Genomic DNA, 19,171 nt, shown 5'->3' on the forward strand with positions numbered 1-19,171 from the left:
GCTATGTGATCAGCAATGCGAGCGGGTTGATGGTCGTGCATGAAATGGTAATATCCGAAACGTTCGGAGCTTACCAGCTTATTATTTTTTAACAGCGTATTGCTTTATTTTAAGTGGTTAGCCAGCTCTACTAGCTTGACGGTTTGCTGTTCGCCAGTCGCCATATGCTTGAGCGCGATTTCGCCGTTTGCCAGCTCATCATCGCCCAGAATAGCGGTATAGCGCGCTTCCAGACGGTCAGCCGATTTCATCTGTGCTTTCATTTTACGTCCCAGATAATCGCGTTCTGCCGCAAAACCTAGTGTACGCAACTTGAACAGCTGCTTGACGGTTTCTTTCTCAGCTGCTTCACCGAGTGCGATTAGATATACATCCAGCGGCTTGCTTGCAGGTACATCGACGCCCTGACTTTCCAAAATCAGTTGCAGACGCTCTAACCCGATACCGAAGCCGATACCCGGTTGTTCCGGTCCACCTACTTCAGAGACGAGCTTGTTATACCGTCCACCGCCGCCGATAGTGTCGATCGCGCCGATGCCCTGTGCTTTGTATTCAAACGCGGTGTGCGTATAATAATCCAGTCCGCGCACCAGTCGTTCGTTAACGGTGTAGTCAATATCCATCGCTGTCAGGTAATCCTGTACATGCTGGAAATACGTGCGGCTATCTTCATCCAGACTATCCAGAATGGACGGTGCGCCGACGAATTTGTCCTGATCCACTTTGCAGTCCAGTACACGCATCGGATTACGTTCCATCCGCTGCTGACAATCTTTGCACAGCGTTTCTTTCATCGGACGCAGGAAGCCAAGCAATGCTTCATTGTAAGCGGCGCGCGTCTCGGATGTTCCGACGGAGTTAATCTCCACTGTGACATCCTTCAAGCCCAATTCTTTGAAAAATTCCAATCCCAGTGCGATTACTTCTACATCAATCGCTGGATCGACCGAACCGAACGCTTCTACGCCAAACTGGTGGAATTGACGATACCGTCCAGCTTGTGGACGCTCGTACCGGAACATCGGTCCCATGTAATACAGCTTCGTTACGTCCGGTAATCCGTATAGCTTGTTCTCTGCATAGGCGCGTACCACACCAGCCGTCCCTTCTGGACGAAGGGTCATGCTGCGACCGCCTTTGTCTTCAAAGGTGTACATTTCCTTCTGCACCACATCCGTCGTTTCGCCTACACCGCGCTGGAACAGCTCAGTTTGCTCAAACAACGGTGTACGAATCTCACGGTAATTGAATCGTCTGCACAGCTCTCTTGCTTTTTCTTCGACATACTGCCATTTCTCCACAGTGCCCGGCAGAAAATCCTGCGTGCCTGTCGGTTTTTGAAACGCCATAATTGCTCCTCCTTCAATCAGCTGAAGACCAGTGACTGTTTATGATAACTTTTTATTTTTGAGAACACAAAAAGCCCCACGTCACTGTTTTCACTTGCAAAACAGGGACGAGGGACTGGATATACCATTCACCCGTGGTGCCACCCACATTTCGAATGCTGCCGTGATCCGGCGTACGACTGATATGTTGCGCCATATGCCATTAGCAGATGACTACATATACAGCGGTTGTCTGATGAATCAAGCCGTTTCATCCATCCACATTCGCTTCATTAAAAGCGGTTAACGCCCGCTGACTACGCACAAAGTTACTTGGATTCCAAAAGCGGTATCCGCAATGAAGTCAGATCGACTGTTCATCCGGCGATATCCAGCATATGCTTGTATACCGTTGCCTGCTTTTCCATCTTTCACTTTCTGTTCTCGGGGAGGTCTTTTCACACCGTCGTCCAGGGATTCCTTGCAGCCTAAGGGAATGCCTCTCTTTTTCCAAAATGGAACTGTTCGTTGTCGGTGATACTTTTCCCGTCCATGAATCGATCATACAGTTTTGCCCAACATATAGTATACCATCTGGCAGCTGTTCAAGCACTACTTTCCTGCTTTCTGTTACGAGACAGCTCCATGTTATATTTACCGATTGTAATGAAGTACTGTAGTAAAGTCAATACTTTTCAGACAAAGAAAAAACCTGCGGCAACGGGCCGCAGGCCAACAAGTATGTTAAAAGGGGGTCATGGGTTCATTATAGATGGTGTTTGTTAAGAGAAGATGTTTCCTATATTACAGTTTCATTACAATAGGTATAACATGCATGGTCAGATGATCCAAAGCCCTTGTTTATCAATGGTTTTAACAAGTCGTCAAGCAGCAGTCATATACTAGAAGTATCTCTTTGTCTCTCAAACAAAATAAAAAGCCCGATAGTATGTACCGGGCTTTTCGTCGTTTATATTGTATACGTATATGATCCTTCGGATGCACATTCTGTAAAACGGAAAACTATTCTAATACTTCAACGAATGCATTGTTCGTGCGCAGCTTCTCTACAACTGCTTCTACATCCGCTTCCATCACAGTAGCAGATAATACATATTTCAGATCGTCATAATCTTTATCGGTTGCACTGAACGCACTCCAACCATCCGCATCGTTGCGACGGTTTGCTGTATCGTCGTCAGTAACCTCATTGCGTTTGCCATCTTCATCAATAATAGCTGTTGGCGGTACAACCGTGCCTGGACCAACACCAGCAGATACGCCGGACGCTGTGCCGCCGCCTGCCGCTCCACCCGCGTTTAACGGAACAAGCGGAACGAGAACGCGGCTGCCTTGGCTAATTTGCTTATCAAGGCGTCCAACTTCTAGGTTTTTGACATTAAAGGTTTGTAAAGACGTTTGTGCACCCTGTGCCTGATCTTCGGTACGGAAATAAGCCTGAATATGCTGGGTCATTATAATAACCTCCTCGCTAATGTACAGGTCGTCGTTCAGAAAACCTGTCAAAATAGGCTTGAACTAGGCGTTACAAGTTGAAAATTACAATACTTTCAGCAGTTCGCGTACGAATGCGGGCTCGTCTTTTGGTGTGCGGGATGTAATATAGTTGCCATCTACAATCGCTTCACCATCTTGGAAGTTAGCACCAGCGTTCACCATGTCTACTTTCAATGGTGGATATGATGTAATGGTACGACCTTTCAGCAGATCAGCACTTGCCAGAATTTGTGGACCGTGGCAGATCGCTCCGATCGTTTTGTTGGCTTGACTGATTTCGGTCACGAAATTCAGTACATTCGGATCAAGACGCAGATTTTCGGGAGAAGAACCGCCCGGAATGACCAGCGCGTCATAATCGGAAGCTTGCACCTCGCTGATTGCTTTTTCGATTGTATATTCAGCTTTGCCATTTTTGCCAGTTACTTTCTCGCCTTTTTCCAGACCGATAATGTCTGCCTGATGACCGGCTTTGGTCAGTTCGTCGTAGGGAACCTGCATTTCAGTATCCTCAAATTCATTTGCCAACAGAAAAGCGATTTTACTCATGATGTGTATTCTCCCTTCATTGCTAGTGAATGATGTTCATATCTATACAGAAATGGACTTTGCGGTTCACGGAATTGCGCAGTGATGTTGCAGTCGTGGTGAGTGGAACCGCAAAGATGTTTTCGGTTTGTTATTACCCGGTTATAGACCGAATATAACAGGAGAATGGTAGATTCAAAGGCGAGAATTTGGGTACTTATTTACGCTTTTACAGGCACAATATTGCCATAATTGCATGAACATCATAGATGCTATATTTATTCGGCTCTGGTTGGACTATCGACGATCAATGTTACCGGTCCCCAGTTAGTCAATGCCACGTCCATATCGGCGCCGAAGATGCCGGTTTCCACGGTTACTCCCTGACGACGAAGCGCCTCATTGAATGCTTCATACACAGGAACTGCCTGTTCCGGTCGTGCTGCATCAATAAAGCTGGGGCGTCTTCCTTTGCGGCAATCGCCATATAGCGTAAATTGCGATACCGACAGCACCTGTCCGCCAATATCGCTAATACCGAGATTCATTTTGCCCTGTTCATCTTCAAAAATACGAATACCGGCTACCTTGCCTGCCAAATATTCGGCGTCTTCTACGGTATCTCCATGTGTGATACCAACTAGCACCATCAGTCCTTTGCCAATCTGACCGACAATCTCCTCGTTAACAGTTACGGATGCGTGCTTGCAGCGTTGAATAACAACTCTCATATGTAAGTCTCCTTTTACGATGATGTCTAACATACACGGCAATGTTGATCTAGCTTAGTTGATCTACCCTATAGGTGAATAATATGACTAAAACTATCATACTCTTTTGAAAATGAAAAGCAGCCGACTCCGCAATACTACGGAATTGGCTGCTTTCATTTGACACCATTGCAATTACAGATTGCTTGACTATTCATAGACAGCGTCTTATACACAATGACGACATCACTTATTGCATAATCCGGTGCACCGTATATACATCTTGCACGCGTTTGATCTTATCGACGACAGATTGTAGATGATCGGTATTGCGGATCATGATGGTCATATGAATCATCGCCATTTTATTTTTGTCCGAGCGTCCAGAGACGGCGGAAATATTCGTTTTGCTCTCGGCTACCGTTTGCAGCACTTCGTTCAGCAGTCCGCGACGGTCGTGACCAGTGATCTCGATATCCACGTTGTAGTTCGCTTCTACCGCATCTTCCCACTCTACTTCAATCACACGAGCTGCTTCACTATTGTCGCTTACATCCGGCACGTTCGTACAGTCGCTGCGGTGAACAGATACACCGCGACCACGCGTAACATAACCGACAATATCATCACCCGGCACGGGATTACAGCAGCGTGCAAAGCGCACAAGCAGATTGTCGACGCCTTTGATGCTCACGCCATGCGTTGGACGGCGTTTTTGCTCCGGTGCAGCGGTTTTGACTTCTTTGACCTGTGAAGACAATTCGATAATGCTCGATTCTTCCTGCTCGCGGCGTAACTTTTCCGTCAGTCGTGTACAGATTTGTGCAGCCGTAATACCGCTAAATCCAATCGCTGCCAGCATATCCTCTACATCGTGGAATGCAAACTTCTTGCCGACTTCCAGCAGTTTGTCATCGGTCAGCCAGACAGAAGGTTCGAGGTTCAAACGCTTCATCTCACGTTCGAGCGCTTCACGACCTTTTTGTACATTTTCCTCACGTTTTTCCTTTTTGTACCACTGCTTGATTTTGCTGCGCGCATGGGAAGACTGAGCGATCTTCAGCCAGTCCTGACTTGGTCCATACGAATGCTTGGATGTCAAAATCTCGATAATATCGCCTGTTTTCAGACGATGGTCCAGCGGTACAATCCGTCCGTTCACCTTCGCGCCAATCGTACGGTTGCCGACCTCGGTATGAATGCGATACGCAAAATCAAGCGGCACCGAACCATTCGGCAACTCGATTACTTCTCCTTTTGGTGTAAATACAAACACCAGATCGGAGAAAAAGTCCATTTTCAGCGACTCCACAAACTCGGACGCATCCTGAGCTTCGTGTTGCAGCTCCAGAATTTCTTTGAAAAATGGCACTTTATTTTCCATTACGCCGCCGTTGGAGCCGCCTTCTTTGTATGCCCAGTGAGCAGCGATACCGAACTCAGCCGTACGGTGCATATCCCACGTACGAATCTGCACTTCCGTCGGCTCACCATTCGGTCCGACTACGGTTGTGTGCAGCGATTGATACATATTCGGCTTCGGCATAGCGATATAATCTTTGAATCGACCCGGCATCGGTTTCCACAATGTATGAATAATCCCGAGTGTAGCGTAACAATCTTTGATATTGTCAACGATAATACGAATCGCCAGCAGATCGTAGATTTCGTTAAATTGCTTGTTTTTGTTCGTCATCTTCTGATAGACGCTATAAATATGCTTTGGACGACCAGACAGATCGGCGTCAATGCCCATTTCCTTAAGTTTCTCCTGAATACGGTCAATGACGTTATCGATATACTGCTCGCGTTCAGCGCGTTTTTTGTGCATCAGATTGGCGATGCGGTAGTATTGCTGCGGATTCAAATAGCGGAGTGCAATGTCCTCCATCTCCCATTTGATCGCGGAAATACCGAGACGATGCGCGACCGGACAGAAAATCTCCAGCGTTTCATAAGCGATACGGCGTTGACTTTCTTCGGACTGGTATTTCAAGGTACGCATATTGTGCAGGCGGTCTGCCAGTTTAATAACGATAACCCGAATATCCTGAGCCATCGCGATAAACATTTTGCGATAGTTCTCGTTCTGCTGTTCTTCTTTGGAGCGGAATTTGATCCGTTCCAGCTTGGTCAGACCATCAACCAGCATCGCACAGGTGTCGCCGAAACGACTGCGGATTTCTTCAAGGGGTACGGTCGTATCTTCAACAACATCATGTAGCAGCGCGGCGATGATCGAGATGGTGTCCATCTCCATGCCCACAACAATATCTGCAACTGCCAGTGGATGCAAAATATAAGGTTCTCCGGATTTGCGTACTTGACCGTGGTGAGCCTGCTCGGCAAACTCATACGCCTCATTGACGCGCTCCAGATCCTTTGGTTTTATATAGGCGGACGCCTTTTCGAGTAATCGCTCTATGCCCATGGAATCGTTGTCGTATCCTTTCTATTTGCAAAATAACATGCACGCCCTACTGGTACAGCCGGACGCAGCATGTAACACATTGGATTGTATATGAAAATGTTGACGTTTGTATGGAATCTTTTTCATGATACCAAACTCAAAATGGAACCTGTTCAGCAGTAAACACGGCGGCAGGTTCTCAAAAGAGGTTTCCCCTAATTATGCCTCTTGCACCTAACGGCGTCAACCGTTATACATGAAGGGTTTGTAAAGATTCCATACAGTCCCGCTGTCGACCTTTCGATTGCAAAGTATCCACATCCCTAACAAACAACGCGAAAATCTGTATTGAAAAAACCGGGCAAACTCATTAAGCTATTAAGGATGCAAATACGCACGTGCATAATGTACATATCAATCGACCTTTGAGGAGTGAAATGAGTGCAGCGTGAAATTCAAGTAAATGAAAAATTGTCGTTCGGACCAGGACTGCTGCTCAGTTTGCAGCATCTTTTTGCCATGTTCGGAAGTACGGTACTTGTACCGAATCTGTTCAAAGTCGATCCCGGCATGATTTTGCTAATGAACGGTATTGGCACCCTGCTGTATATTTGGATCTGTCGTGGTAAAATTCCCGCTTATCTCGGTTCCAGCTTTGCCTTTATCGCACCGGTTACGCTTGTCTTGACCAAATACGGTTACGATGATACCGGCTATTCGCTGGCGCTTGGCGCGTTCATCGTGACTGGCGTCATCTTCCTGCTCGTTGCCCTGCTCGTCAAATATGCAGGTACTGGCTGGATTGATATTGTATTCCCGCCCGCAGCGATGGGTGCAATTGTCGCATTGATCGGATTGGAGTTGATCCCGGTTGCTGCACAGATGGCAGGCTTTATCGCTCCATCCGGTGTAGATGCAGCTACATGGACACCGGACGGTCGAGTCATTACGTTGTCGCTCGTCACCCTTGGCGTGACACTGATCGGCGCCGTTACCTTCCGCGGCTTTCCCAAAATTATTCATATTCTAATCGGTATTGTCGTCGGGTATGTACTGGCATTCCCGCTCGGTCTGGCAGATACAACGCGAATTACCGAAGCGAGTCTGATCCAGCTGCCACATATTACGACACCTACATTTAACTGGTCGGTCATTCTGACGATCATTCCTGTAGCCCTGGTCGTTATCGTAGAACATGTCGGTCATCTACTTGTTACCAGCAATATCGTTGGCAAAAACTTGTCCAAAGACCCCGGCTTGCATCGCTCGCTCATGGGTAACGGTATTTCTACCATCATCTCTGGGTTTGTCGGCTCGACACCGAATACGACATACGGTGAAAATATCGGCGTGATGGCATTAACCCGTGTTTATTCCGTATATGTAATCGGTGGCGCGGCGGTTATCGCAATTGTACTATCGTTCTCTGGTACGTTTACTGGCGCAGTCTCTGCTATCCCGACACCGGTTATGGGCGGCGTATCACTACTGCTGTTCGGAGTAATCGCCGCATCTGGTCTACGCATTCTGGTTGAACAAAAGGTCGATTATTCCAAAGCACAAAATATGCTGCTCACTACCGTTGTACTAATTACCGGTCTGAGCGGTGCAACCGTCACATTCGGTACGGTGCAGCTTAAAGGTATGGCGCTGGCAACAATCGTCGGCATTCTGCTCAGTCTGTTCTTCCGCATCTTGCACGTTACCGGCTTATCCAACGACAAAAATGATGAAGCACCACCTGCGAAGATTCCAGACTGATTTCTTTATATGAATACACAACATGAATATACAAAAAAGGACTGTTCCGTTACGGAGCAGTCCTTTTTGCTATCGATGCCAAATAGGCTAACATTTCATTTGTATTCCCTTTTATATTCAGCGGATATAATTTCCTGTCGATTGTGCATGTCCCAGTAGGATATCTTGGTTGTTCAAACCATCCTCAGCAAGTCATTTTCTTATAATACGATCTTGCATGTTGCTCTCGTATTGCCTACCTGCGCTGCCGAACCAGTGCCGGTCGGCTAGACGTGTTATAGGAAAATAATTTGCTTGCTCTGTGATGCCCATGAATATTGATGATTTATTTGTTTGCTTTGTGAAGCCGGAAAATGCGCGACACGCCTTTGTAAATGAATTTCGACTCTTTGGTTAATAGCGGTCCGAGAATCGCCAGAATGAGTACATAGATCGCGGCAAATGGCTGTAGAATACCCGATAGCGCTCCAGCAGCACCCAGATTCGCCACAATAATGGAGAATTCGCCACGCGACATAATCGTCAGACCGACATTGGACGATGCTTGCGGAGACAGATTGGCGGTTTTGCCTGCCATCATACCTGCTGTATAGTTACCGATCATCGTAACGATCACTGCGCCAATTGCCAGCCATACCGCATTGCCACCCAGTGACAGTGGATCAATCGTCAAGCCGAAGCTGAAGAAGAACAAGGCGCCAAAGAAATCACGGAACGGTAAAATAATCTTTTCAATTCGATGCATATGCGACGTTTCTGCCAGTACCAGACCGACCAGCAGCGCACCGATTGCTTCGGCAACGTGGATCGTCTCGGAGAAACCAGCGATCAGGAACAATGCAGCAAAGATCACGCACATAAAGATTTCGTTTGACTGAATATTGAGCGCTTTATTAAGCAGCGGAACCGCCTTACGCCCGACAATCAGAATCAACAGCATATATCCAAGTGCAATTGCTGCCGACAACAGAATGCCACCAATTGATGTTGCACCGCTAAGCAGCAAACCAGACAGTACGGACAGATACACTGCAAGGAAGACATCCTCGAACATAATAATGCCCAGAATCATCTCGGTTTCTGGATTGGCTGTCCGCTTGAGATCGACCAGCACCTTCGCCACAATCGCACTAGATGAGATGGTAGTAATACCGGCGATAACAAGGACTTCTTTTAGATCAAAGCCTGTCAGGAAGCCGTACAGCAGCCCTAGCGTAAAGTTAATACCAATATAGATCGTTCCGCCAATCGCGATGGAACGTCCTGCCTTTACCAGCCGTCCGACCGAGAATTCGAGTCCCAGATAGAACAGCAGGAAAATCACACCGATCTTGCCCATAAACTCAATCAGCTCTGCGCTCTGGATAAACCGGAAGTCCACAATACCGAATACCGGCGCATGCGGTCCAACCGCCATCCCTGCCAGAATGTAAAAGGGAACGACCGAGAATCGCAACTTGGTTGCCAGCAATCCTGCCAGCGCGACCAATAGCACAGCAATACCGATCTCGAATACAATGTAATCCATTAGCCGCTCCCCCTTTCAAGCAGCTCTTTCAACGCCGTGATGCCATTACGTTCGCCAGCAATGACGAGTGTAGTGCCTTGTTGCAGTACATATTCCGGTCCCGGAATAATACGCTGCTCCTGCGCGCCGATACCTGCGATAATAACAGCGCCCGTTTGCTCGCGGATGGACAGCTCGCCAATCGTTTTGCCGATGCAATGTGTGTCATTTTTGAGCTTGTACCATTCGATGCTCAATTTGGAAATGGACAGCTCCGCCTTTTCCAGTGCGCTTGGCTGATAGCTCATGCCACCGATAATGCTCGCCAGCTGACGCGCTTCATGATCGTTGAGCGTCATCACCAGCTCATGATCGTCTGGACTAGATACCGGATTGCGGTATACTTCACGCTTGCCATCCTCATGCACAACGATTGCCACCTGATCACGGTCGTCTGTTTCCACTACAAATTTCCTTCCAATACCGGGCAAGTCCGTTTCACGAATAATCGCCATACTTCCCCCTCCTTTTCCTCTAAAGTTGAACATACTGACACATGAAAATGCTTGCATATAAACAGCATGCCTCTTTACCTAATACGCAATACATCCAAGGAGGTTTCAAGAAAACGCTCATTTTCGACCGATTTTGTGCAAAAAAGACCAAAAAACCCGATTTCGTCTACAACGACGACAAAATCGGGTTTTTATGAACATGCACCAAATGGATATTATTACCATTATAAAACAAGAAAATCATTGCGGTATCTGGTTTGCTTTATCCCGATACTGCAATACAGATTCTTTTTTGTAATCAGAACGGATATTGCGTGAGTGTGAATACCTCGATATCTGGCAGTTTTTCGCGTCCGTTCAGATCCTGCAACTCGATCATGAATGCTGCACCAACTACGTTGCCGCCCACTTCACGGATCAAGTTGACACAAGTCGCAATCGTACCGCCAGTTGCCAGCAGATCATCAGCGATCAGTACGTTTTGACCCGGCTGAATCGCATCAACGTGCATTGCCAGTACATCTTTACCGTATTCCAGCGCGTATTCTGCTTGAATTGTTTTGTATGGCAGTTTGCCTGTTTTACGGATCGGGATAAAGCCTACACCAAGAGCATAAGCCAGCGGCGCGCCTACAACAAAGCCGCGTGCTTCCGGTCCAGCGATCACATCAATTTTCAGGTCTTTCAGCATGACTTTCAGTTCGTCGATGGACTGTTTGTAAGCCTCGCCGTTTTGCAGCAGTGTTGTAATATCTTTGAAGCTGATTCCGGGCTGCGGAAAATCGGGAATCACACGAATATGCTCTTTAAAATCCAAAAAAATCTCCTCCTAAAATTAGCGTTTATGATACGCCTTGCATACGGGAAATCATCCATGAAGTCAATTGCGGCAGATCACTTTCACATAACATATATTCCATCTCAGCCAGCTCGCCAAGCTCCCGGTACAGCTGTGAGCTATGCAGCGGACGTTTCGCCGGAGCCTGATTCATCTGTATGGTGCCATTGTGGCGAATGATGAACTCCAGCTCCTCGAACACATCCAGCATCATCTGTACCATGCGTACCGAGCTGGACGTTTTTTGACTCAGGTAAGGAACAAGCTTACTCTCGTCCGACATATGCTGACTGCTTTTGGAAAGCCAGCCGTAGATCAGCTTGAAGATGTCGCGATCGGGAATTTGCAGGCGTTCCTGCTGGTTCGGTCGGTCATGCAGCAAAACGATATTTTCCAGCGATGTGAATGTGGCAAATATATGATCCAATTGCTGAATATGCGCCGGTAATGATAACAGACATAATGTGCGTATGGCTTCTGCCCCATGCTGTATGGAGACATGATTGCAAGCCGCAATATCAACCTGTCTATCATAACCCCAAAGGGATACATCAGACAATTGGCTTTTTAAAGTTTCGGCACGTTTTTCATCGCAAAGGACACCAAGTTGCCCACTTTCTACCGCCATATAACGCGACCATTTGCTACGAATATGCTGCAAATTGCGATCCCATTGCCCTGATCCGCGCCGATCCCAGATTTGTAAGCCCGGTACGGCGAGATCCTGTACCATCAACTGTGGTTTACGATTACCGCGCCATTCGTTGATGCTCGTCTCAGCGAGTATATCGATCACATCGCCCTCGCTGAGTAGTTCTGCCAATTCCCCTTTCCCAAAAGCAACCCCCTCAATCATGCTGCCATTCTGCTCAACGACTAACCGTAGATGATCCAGTGTTTTACCGATCGCTTTTGCCTGCGAAATGGTAGCGCCGCGCAGCACGATTTTGGGCAACGGATTGGACATACCAAACGGGGCAAGTCGATCTAGCTCCTCCACTGCTGCCAGTGTTAGTTGATCAATGCGACCTTCGTAGTCGGCTTGTGTTTGCGGAATCAAGTCTTCTTCGGTCAACAAAGTAGCGGCACGGTCATTCAGTTTACGGCGGAAGGCATCCAGCTGATCCCTATGTAAGCTCATACCGGCAGCCGACGGATGTCCACCAAAGTGATCCAGCACATCTTCACAATCCAGCAGCGCACGATATATGTCGTAGCCTGCAATCGAACGAGCAGAGCCTTTGCTCATACCGGTTTCAGGATCGATTCCCAGCACAATGGTTGGGCGATAATACCGATCCAGCAGCTTCGAGGCGACGATACCGACAACGCCGGGATTCCAGCCTTCGCCCGCTACGACGATCACATCGGGAACACCATGCGGATACTGATCCTTTTCGCTTTCCAGCATGGCGATTGCTTCCTGCACCATCCGATTGACCAGCTCCTGCCGAGACTTGTTGAGTTGATCCAGTTCAAAGGAAATACGATCCGCCAGACTCATATTTTCTGTCGTGAGCAGTTCGACCGCCCGGCTCGCATGCTCCATCCGTCCGCTCGCATTAATACGCGGCGCCATCGCAAAGGCGATACTCGTTGCGGTCATTTGTGTAGGGTCGATGGCGGCGATATTCATCAGCGCTCGTACACCGGGAAACGAACTGTTTTTCATATGCTCGACACCGATGCGTACCATCATCCGGTTCTCATCTTCCAGAGGCATCAGGTCAGCTACCGTACCGATCGATACGATCTCAAGCCATGCTTCCGGCACGTTCTCCATACCGAGCAATGCCTGAGCAAGCTTGTAAGCGACGCCTACGCCTGCCAATCCTTTGAACGGATAATTACAATAGGGTAGCTTCGGATTGACCAGTGCGACCGCCTGCGGCAATTCAGCTGGTGGTTCATGGTGATCCGTAACGACCACATCGATCCCCAGCGCATTCGCGTGAGCAATCTGCTCTACCGCACTGATTCCGGTATCTACCGTTATGATCAGAGTTACGCCCTGTGCATTCGCCTGATCCAGCGCATGATTATGAAGCCCGTAGCCTTCTTTGGAGCGATGCGGAATATACATGTCAAAATCAGCATGCAGATGGCGCAGCAACTGGATCATGAGCGATGTGCTAGATACACCGTCCGCATCATAATCGCCATAAATCCAGATTTTCTCGCTGCGTTCCAATGCCAATCGAATACGCTCAACCGCTTCCTGCATACCTGCCAGCAGAAAAGGATCATGGCTCGCCGTACGGCTACCTTCCAGAAATGCTTCCGCCTCCGGCACAGTCGTATACCCGCGACCGCTTAATAAGGCTGCGGTCAGCGGTGCAATACCAAGCTCTATGCTGAGCTGCTGGGCAGCCTGCTGATCCGGCGTAGTTACATTCCAGTGATATTGTGAATGAATCATGATGTTGTTCCTCCTTCAGTGAAGCATTCCGTCGCCCGAGCGTCCTTCGCTACGGTTCCAATCATAGTTGGACTTGTACGGATAACCGCCATTGTACGGGACAACCTGTACATGGACATGACTAACGTGGGTGAACCGGGTCAATAGTAGATTTTTGGCATAATCGGCAATCTCGGCAGCCGCCTGCACGGTAATCTGTGGATTAACGCCGATGATCAGTTGAATATGCACACCATCTTCCTGCTCGTGTGCTTGCAACTGTTCGACAGTGATCACGCCCTGTACGCGCTGTACCGTCTCCATATAGTCGCTGGCATCCTGTTGCTCCATCGTATGTACCAATCGACCATAGATCGACTGACGAGCCAGCACATACCCCTGACGCCATAAGATCATACTGACAATCAGTGCCGAGATCGGCTGTACGTAATACAGTCGGTCTTGTTGCAGCTCCAATGCGGCAATCGTACCGAGTAATCCTGCAAGCACGACAATAGAGCAGTACAGCGAATAGCGATGAGTATCTACCATTTCCGTTAATGTCGTATAGTTCAACTTGCTCACATATCGATAACGGTACCGAAAGATTCCTTCATTGACTGCCATCGCCAAAAAGACAAGCACAATCGCAAACGGTTTCGGCTCTGCCATTTCATCTGCCATTATATCGCGAATCGCTGAGATTCCGATTTCCAGACCACCTAGCAATAGCAACACTGTCATCACCATATTGGCAAATGGAATACCGCTACTTCCATTTCCCGACGATACATCGACCGCCTGTGCTCTGCGAGTTCGACGAGCATCCTGCCGAAAGACACGATCCGTCAGCTGACGTGCTGTTGCCGCAGCTGTATATAACGCATCCCCGATCAACGCCTTGTTCATCGCGAGATATCCCGTGATTCCTTTGACGATCGCCAGCGTCAATCCAGTCAGCAGCGATGTCCAGAATACCTTTTCCTGTTGCCGGATAAACTTGTTCTCCATTGCATTCCTCCTAAGACGAAAGGAAGCCGCGTCAATAGCTGGACGCGGCTTCAACAGTTGAAAGCTTACAGGGTTACGCCGGTTTCGACGCTTTTTTCACTTTTGGCTTTTGTTTGTTTTTCAGTACTAGCCAGAGCGGGCTCGCGATAAAGATCGAGGAGTACGCACCGAATGCCAGACCGATCATCATTGCCAGCGAGAACATGCGAATCGACTCACTACCCATAATGAACAGGAACAGACACGCAATAAATACGGTCAATACTGTGTTCAGGGAACGGGTCATCGTCTGAGAAATACTCCGGTTGACGATGGTCGCCACATCGCTGCCTTTTTTCTGTTTCGAAAAACGTAGATTTTCACGGATACGGTCAAAGATAACGATCGTATCGTTCAGTGAGTAACCAATAATGGTCAGTACCGCTGTAATAAAGGTCAGATCGACTTCCAAGCGGAAGATTGAGAAGACCGAGATGACGAGAAACGCATCATGCAGCAATGCTACAACGGATGCAACCGCAAACCGCCATTCAAAACGAATCGTTACGTAAATGATAATACCGATACTGGCAAGCAGTACGGCATAGATCGCGTTACGCTCCAACTCTTTGGCAATTGCCGGATCAACGGTATTGACTTCAAAGGAAGCCCCGCTATCCAGTTGCTTGGTGAATGCTTCTTTCAGCTGATTTTCCTGCGTATCGGTCAATACCGTTTCGAAGCGGATCGACATTTTGCCGCCGCTACCGATATTGATGCTTGGATCATTAGAAAAATTCAGTTTATCGACCACAGGCTGAACTTCTGCCTCTGTCAATTGCTTGGTCAATGTAATATCCACATTGGAACCGGAACGGAAGTCAACGCCATAATTTAAACCGAGCGTTGCCAGTGAAATAATACCGGCAATGGTCACAATAATGGAAAATGTGTAGAAATACTTGCTCAGCTTAACAAAATCATAATTCCATTTAAAGCGCATTTCGTTCACTCTCCTTTACGCCGAAATACTCCGGTTTGTTGATCAGTCTTCCCTTAACAAGCAGGGACAACAGATAACGGGAGAAGAACAAGTTACTTGCAATACTTACGATAATGTTAAAGATCAGAACGAGGGCAAAACCACGTACTGCGCCTGTACCCAGACCGAACATAACCGCGGCTGCGATAATCGTAGTCAACTGGGCATCCATAACCGTACCAAAGGAACTGCGGCTACCGGATTTGAATGCGGATTGGATGCTCTTGCCGTTAATGATCTCATCCTTGATCCGTTCAAACGTAATAATGTTGGCATCGACGGCCATACCGACCCCGAGTATGAAGGCGGCAATACCTGGCAATGTCAACGTAAAGTCACCCGCGATAAAGATCATCAATGTCAGCCAGATGTACACGATGATACAGAAACCGGAGATCAAACCTGGTACACGGTAAACAAGAACCATGAACAACAGGATCACGATGGACGCAGCGATACCTGCACGCAGCGTATCAGTCAACGATTGCTGACCGAGCGAAGCGCCTACACTTTGAGAATACACTTCGGTCAGCTTCAGCGGCAGTGCGCCCAGATTGATCTGGTCTTTGAGCTGCTGCGCTTCCTGAGTCGTGTAATCACCAGAAATGCTTGCTGTACCACCTGTCAGTTCTGCACGTACAACCGGTGCAGACAACAGCGTGTCATTCAAGAAAATCGCCAGCGGCTGATTGATCAGACGTTTGGTAATTTCGGCAAATTTGCTTGCATCTTTTACCTGAATGGTGATCTCAGGTTGGTTCAACTGGTTGTAGACAACCGATGCGCCATTTTCCTTGAAATCATCACCTTGCAGTTCCACCTTACAGTATACTTTCAATGGATCTTCATTGGCATAAGTATCGGACGTTGCAGATGAAGTTGCTGCGCCAGTGCTAGGCGTCACTTCTACTGCTGGTGTCGATTCCGCACTCTGTGTCGTTACCGTGTTGCTGTCGGAATTGCTCTTGCTGTCTGCAGATCCGCTTGATTTGCTTGTTGTGTTGCTGCTTTCTTCCGTGGACGACGACTTGTCCGAGGATTGTTGGCTGGACGTATCGGTCGAGCATCCAGACATACTGCGGAACGTCAACTCTGCCGGCTCCTTCATCGTCTGGCGAACGGTTGCTTCATCCGTTACACCGGCGATCCGAAGGCGAATCCGGTCGGTTCCTTCCGTCGTAATCTCGGGCTCACTTGTACCGAGCGCATTCGCGCGTTGCTCCAGACTTTTCGCAGTCTGAATCAGGGATTCCCTGGTGACTGCTTCCCCTTGCGTGGTTGGCGTAGCCTGATACAAAATCTCAAAACCGCCTTTAAGATCCAATCCCAAACGGATGTCTTTAAATAGCGGGGTCGTTGCGCCGATGATGCCAGCTACGACCAGTATGACGACTACGAAACTGATGACTCTTTTCATCCCGTATGTGGTTCCCCTTTCATTCTCAATATTCCTATTATATCGGTGACACAAATGACAGTCAATTTACCGGTGGTCGACAAAACAAACAAGCTGATGCCAGTAAAACACCGGCCCCAGCTTCCCATTGGTCCAATGAATTTGCTTATCGTGATGTGAACAAAATCTTACAATTGCCGATCGTTTCATCCACGACCGATATCCGTCACGTTTCCCCCTTACCGTACGGCATCACCATTTTTCCGCTTCTTTGTACGAGGACATTGTGAGATAGTGCATCAGCTGATTGGGCTTCATCGACAAAATATCGTTGACCAGCGCATACAACCGTGGCATTCCCTGCTTTTCATACTTGCTGTTCAGGCAATCCCATAATTCCTCGGAAGTAATCTGCTCGTAACCCAGCATTTTGAACTCATCGATTTTGCTCTGGCACAGCGATTCGATCAGCTCCGTCAACTCCGCATTGCTCAATTCATCCATGTCCACCAGCTACCTTCCTGTAATAAGCTTCAAAATCATGTTCTTGTTCACATTGACCGTTGCCGGGGTATATCCCTGCCAGCACACCATACACCCTGTACCTTTCGGCAAGGAAATGGCGAATTCCTGCTATTGTTCATAAACTTTACATATAAAAATGAGGAATTCGCAGATTGCGATTACCAAAGCGTTATAAGCTATACAAACTAGTCGACTCCATAACTCTCTTTTGCCACATAAGAACATGCACTCCTTTTACGGAATAAGCACATATCCTACATACAGAGAAGCAATAAGCAGTGAGAATAGCGTCAATGGCAAGCCAATTCTTAAAAATTCCAAATATCGCAGTCGCTGATTGTCGCGTTCAGCCATTGAGGCTGCAATCAGACCAGCTGCCGAGCTTAACAAAGTGCCGCTACCTCCGATGCCTGCACCAAGCGCTAGCGCCCACCAGATCGGATGAAGCACACCAGCTGATTCTGCATCCATCTGGATACCTGTTTCCTGCACCAGCGGAATCATTACAGCGATCCACGGCATACGATCCATTGCCATTGACAACAGTCCAGTCATCCATAGCAAAATAAGTGCAATCCACGCCATACTGCCATTCGTCAACTCAATGAGTGCAGTCGCTCCCGTCGTAATCCACCCAGATTGCACCAACCCACCAGCAATAATGAATAGCCCGGCGAAAAAGAGCAATGGCTCCCATTCTAGCTGTTTCAGCATCGTCCCTGTTCGAATACCCGCCAGCTGCCCAATCAGTAGCATAACAACTGCGCCAGCCGCTGCAATCCAGCCCGGTTTCCATCCAAGAGCAGGAGCAATTATCAACAATATGATCGTTAAAATAAAGATTACCAGTACCGCTTCACGGCTGCCACGTCGTGTCGTCTGCTCTACATCCTGCCGATCCGCGCTATTCCACTTCTCCGGTTGTAGCAAGAGCGGCTGAAAGCGTAGACTTTTATAATAAACAAGCCAGATGCACAGCACTTGAATACAGAGCAGCACCCCAATAATCGGACCGAGCACCTGAATGAATGCCATAAAAGTTAGCTGCGGATTGGCAGTACCGATCCACATATTGCTTGTCTGACCGATAAGCGTCGCAGTTGCCGCCGTATTGCTGATCAGCACCGCTCCGATTAGAAAAGGAGCAGCCGGCAAACGGCACTCTTTGGCAATGGATAACAGCATAGGTACGAGCAGCAGCATCGTCGATACGGAATCTAGCAATGCCGAACAGATCGCTGTTAGCACCATCAGCCCAATAAACATCCATGCCGGACGTCCACCGCTACGTCGCAGCACAAGCACTGTTAAGACACGAATCCAACCGCTACGCCCCAGCACTGCTGATATAATCATCATTCCAGTCCAGAGCAGTAACATATCCCAGTTTATATACGTGAATACATGATTCCAGCCCGCAATACCGAGCAGAAGAAACAGCACTGCCGCCACAATGGCAATCAACGCCCGATTGAGTTGATCCGTCATCCATACCGCGTACGCTATTAGAAATAATAAAATCGCCACCGTAGGCTGCCAGCTCATCATCGTTTCTGTCATCTGCATACAATCATCCTTTCCACTATGTATACACACCATAAACAAAACAAAAGGACCTCGCCGAGGCGCAGGTCCGCTTATCTGTTACATCATCATGTAGTACGTTACTGAACGCATGTCAGTTCTTACTTTGTCATGCGTGCCG

The 19,171-nt window shown here is 48.0% G+C and carries 15 protein-coding genes; 1 reads left to right on the forward strand and 14 read right to left on the reverse strand.

Annotated features, from left to right (window positions below; translation table 11 throughout):
• Nucleotides 1-104: 104 nt before the first annotated feature.
• From hisS to ACE3MZ_RS17885, 5 genes are all read right to left on the reverse strand, one after another.
• On the reverse strand, nucleotides 105-1,349 hold the full coding sequence (hisS, locus tag ACE3MZ_RS17865; protein ID WP_411343478.1) for a histidine--tRNA ligase: 1,245 nt from the start codon (nucleotides 1,347-1,349) through the stop codon (nucleotides 105-107).
• Between the two features lie 1,002 nt (nucleotides 1,350-2,351).
• A complete protein-coding gene (locus tag ACE3MZ_RS17870) occupies nucleotides 2,352-2,804 on the reverse strand; it encodes a hypothetical protein (protein ID WP_411343479.1) in 453 nt (150 codons plus the stop codon).
• Between the two features lie 84 nt (nucleotides 2,805-2,888).
• Nucleotides 2,889-3,395, reverse strand: coding sequence for a type 1 glutamine amidotransferase domain-containing protein (locus ACE3MZ_RS17875; RefSeq protein WP_411343480.1), 507 nt, complete (start codon nucleotides 3,393-3,395; stop codon nucleotides 2,889-2,891).
• Nucleotides 3,396-3,652: 257 nt separating this feature from the next.
• The gene (gene dtd, locus ACE3MZ_RS17880) at nucleotides 3,653-4,105 is read right to left on the reverse strand and encodes a D-aminoacyl-tRNA deacylase (RefSeq protein ID WP_411343481.1); all 453 of its coding nucleotides are present in this window, start codon (nucleotides 4,103-4,105) and stop codon (nucleotides 3,653-3,655) included.
• A gap of 229 nt (nucleotides 4,106-4,334) precedes the next feature.
• On the reverse strand, nucleotides 4,335-6,515 hold the full coding sequence (locus ACE3MZ_RS17885) for a RelA/SpoT family protein (protein ID WP_411343482.1): 2,181 nt from the start codon (nucleotides 6,513-6,515) through the stop codon (nucleotides 4,335-4,337).
• A gap of 420 nt (nucleotides 6,516-6,935) precedes the next feature.
• Here ACE3MZ_RS17885 and uraA point away from each other — a divergent pair, with 420 nt between their 5' ends.
• Nucleotides 6,936-8,255 carry a uracil permease gene (gene uraA / locus ACE3MZ_RS17890; protein ID WP_411343483.1) on the forward strand — a complete coding sequence of 440 codons (1,320 nt, stop codon included), beginning with the start codon at nucleotides 6,936-6,938 and terminating at the stop codon, nucleotides 8,253-8,255.
• Nucleotides 8,256-8,580: 325 nt separating this feature from the next.
• On the opposite strand, the gene ACE3MZ_RS17895 is transcribed toward uraA, so the two are convergent.
• From ACE3MZ_RS17895 to ACE3MZ_RS17935, 9 genes are all read right to left on the reverse strand, one after another.
• Complete coding sequence (locus ACE3MZ_RS17895; RefSeq protein ID WP_411343484.1) at nucleotides 8,581-9,783, reverse strand: cation:proton antiporter; 1,203 nt, start codon at nucleotides 9,781-9,783, stop codon at nucleotides 8,581-8,583.
• The gene (locus ACE3MZ_RS17900) at nucleotides 9,783-10,277 is read right to left on the reverse strand and encodes a cation:proton antiporter regulatory subunit (RefSeq protein ID WP_411343485.1); all 495 of its coding nucleotides are present in this window, start codon (nucleotides 10,275-10,277) and stop codon (nucleotides 9,783-9,785) included. Before ACE3MZ_RS17900 ends, ACE3MZ_RS17895 begins: the two co-directional genes overlap by 1 nt.
• Before the next feature lie 298 nt (nucleotides 10,278-10,575).
• Entirely contained in the window at nucleotides 10,576-11,094 is a 519-nt protein-coding gene (locus ACE3MZ_RS17905) for an adenine phosphoribosyltransferase (protein WP_411343486.1), read from the reverse strand.
• Between the two features lie 25 nt (nucleotides 11,095-11,119).
• Nucleotides 11,120-13,534, reverse strand: coding sequence for a single-stranded-DNA-specific exonuclease RecJ (gene recJ, locus ACE3MZ_RS17910; protein WP_411343487.1), 2,415 nt, complete (start codon nucleotides 13,532-13,534; stop codon nucleotides 11,120-11,122).
• Between the two features lie 15 nt (nucleotides 13,535-13,549).
• Complete coding sequence (locus ACE3MZ_RS17915) at nucleotides 13,550-14,524, reverse strand: cation diffusion facilitator family transporter (protein ID WP_411343488.1); 975 nt, start codon at nucleotides 14,522-14,524, stop codon at nucleotides 13,550-13,552.
• A 73-nt stretch (nucleotides 14,525-14,597) separates the two neighbouring features.
• Complete coding sequence (gene secF / locus ACE3MZ_RS17920; protein WP_411343489.1) at nucleotides 14,598-15,506, reverse strand: protein translocase subunit SecF; 909 nt, start codon at nucleotides 15,504-15,506, stop codon at nucleotides 14,598-14,600.
• Nucleotides 15,496-16,962 (reverse strand): protein translocase subunit SecD, encoded by a 1,467-nt coding sequence (gene secD / locus ACE3MZ_RS17925; protein ID WP_411343490.1) that lies wholly within the window; start codon nucleotides 16,960-16,962, stop codon nucleotides 15,496-15,498. Before secD ends, secF begins: the two co-directional genes overlap by 11 nt.
• A 231-nt stretch (nucleotides 16,963-17,193) precedes the next feature.
• Complete coding sequence (locus tag ACE3MZ_RS17930) at nucleotides 17,194-17,445, reverse strand: post-transcriptional regulator (RefSeq protein ID WP_411346841.1); 252 nt, start codon at nucleotides 17,443-17,445, stop codon at nucleotides 17,194-17,196.
• Nucleotides 17,446-17,700: 255 nt separating this feature from the next.
• Nucleotides 17,701-19,032, reverse strand: a complete 1,332-nt coding sequence (locus tag ACE3MZ_RS17935) for an SLC13 family permease (protein ID WP_411343491.1) — start codon at nucleotides 19,030-19,032, stop codon at nucleotides 17,701-17,703.
• Between the last annotated feature and the right edge of the window lie 139 nt (nucleotides 19,033-19,171).

The sequence above is a fragment of the Paenibacillus sp. WLX1005 genome, from assembly GCF_046603685.1.
Lineage (GTDB): Bacteria > Bacillota > Bacilli > Paenibacillales > Paenibacillaceae > Saccharibacillus.

Excerpts from the sequence above, each read along its gene's own strand:
- hisS (WP_411343478.1), bottom strand. The coding sequence starts at position 1,349 with ATGGCGTTTCAAAAACCGACAGGCACGCAGGATTTTCTGCCGGGCACT.
- ACE3MZ_RS17870 (WP_411343479.1), bottom strand. The coding sequence starts at position 2,804 with ATGACCCAGCATATTCAGGCTTATTTCCGTACCGAAGATCAGGCACAG.
- ACE3MZ_RS17875 (WP_411343480.1), bottom strand. The coding sequence starts at position 3,395 with ATGAGTAAAATCGCTTTTCTGTTGGCAAATGAATTTGAGGATACTGAA.
- dtd (WP_411343481.1), bottom strand. The coding sequence starts at position 4,105 with ATGAGAGTTGTTATTCAACGCTGCAAGCACGCATCCGTAACTGTTAAC.
- ACE3MZ_RS17885 (WP_411343482.1), bottom strand. The coding sequence starts at position 6,515 with ATGGGCATAGAGCGATTACTCGAAAAGGCGTCCGCCTATATAAAACCA.
- ACE3MZ_RS17895 (WP_411343484.1), bottom strand. The coding sequence starts at position 9,783 with ATGGATTACATTGTATTCGAGATCGGTATTGCTGTGCTATTGGTCGCG.
- ACE3MZ_RS17900 (WP_411343485.1), bottom strand. The coding sequence starts at position 10,277 with ATGGCGATTATTCGTGAAACGGACTTGCCCGGTATTGGAAGGAAATTT.
- recJ (WP_411343487.1), bottom strand. The coding sequence starts at position 13,534 with ATGATTCATTCACAATATCACTGGAATGTAACTACGCCGGATCAGCAG.
- ACE3MZ_RS17915 (WP_411343488.1), bottom strand. The coding sequence starts at position 14,524 with ATGGAGAACAAGTTTATCCGGCAACAGGAAAAGGTATTCTGGACATCG.
- secF (WP_411343489.1), bottom strand. The coding sequence starts at position 15,506 with ATGCGCTTTAAATGGAATTATGATTTTGTTAAGCTGAGCAAGTATTTC.
- secD (WP_411343490.1), bottom strand. The coding sequence starts at position 16,962 with ATGAAAAGAGTCATCAGTTTCGTAGTCGTCATACTGGTCGTAGCTGGC.
- ACE3MZ_RS17930 (WP_411346841.1), bottom strand. The coding sequence starts at position 17,445 with ATGGATGAATTGAGCAATGCGGAGTTGACGGAGCTGATCGAATCGCTG.
- ACE3MZ_RS17935 (WP_411343491.1), bottom strand. The coding sequence starts at position 19,032 with ATGCAGATGACAGAAACGATGATGAGCTGGCAGCCTACGGTGGCGATT.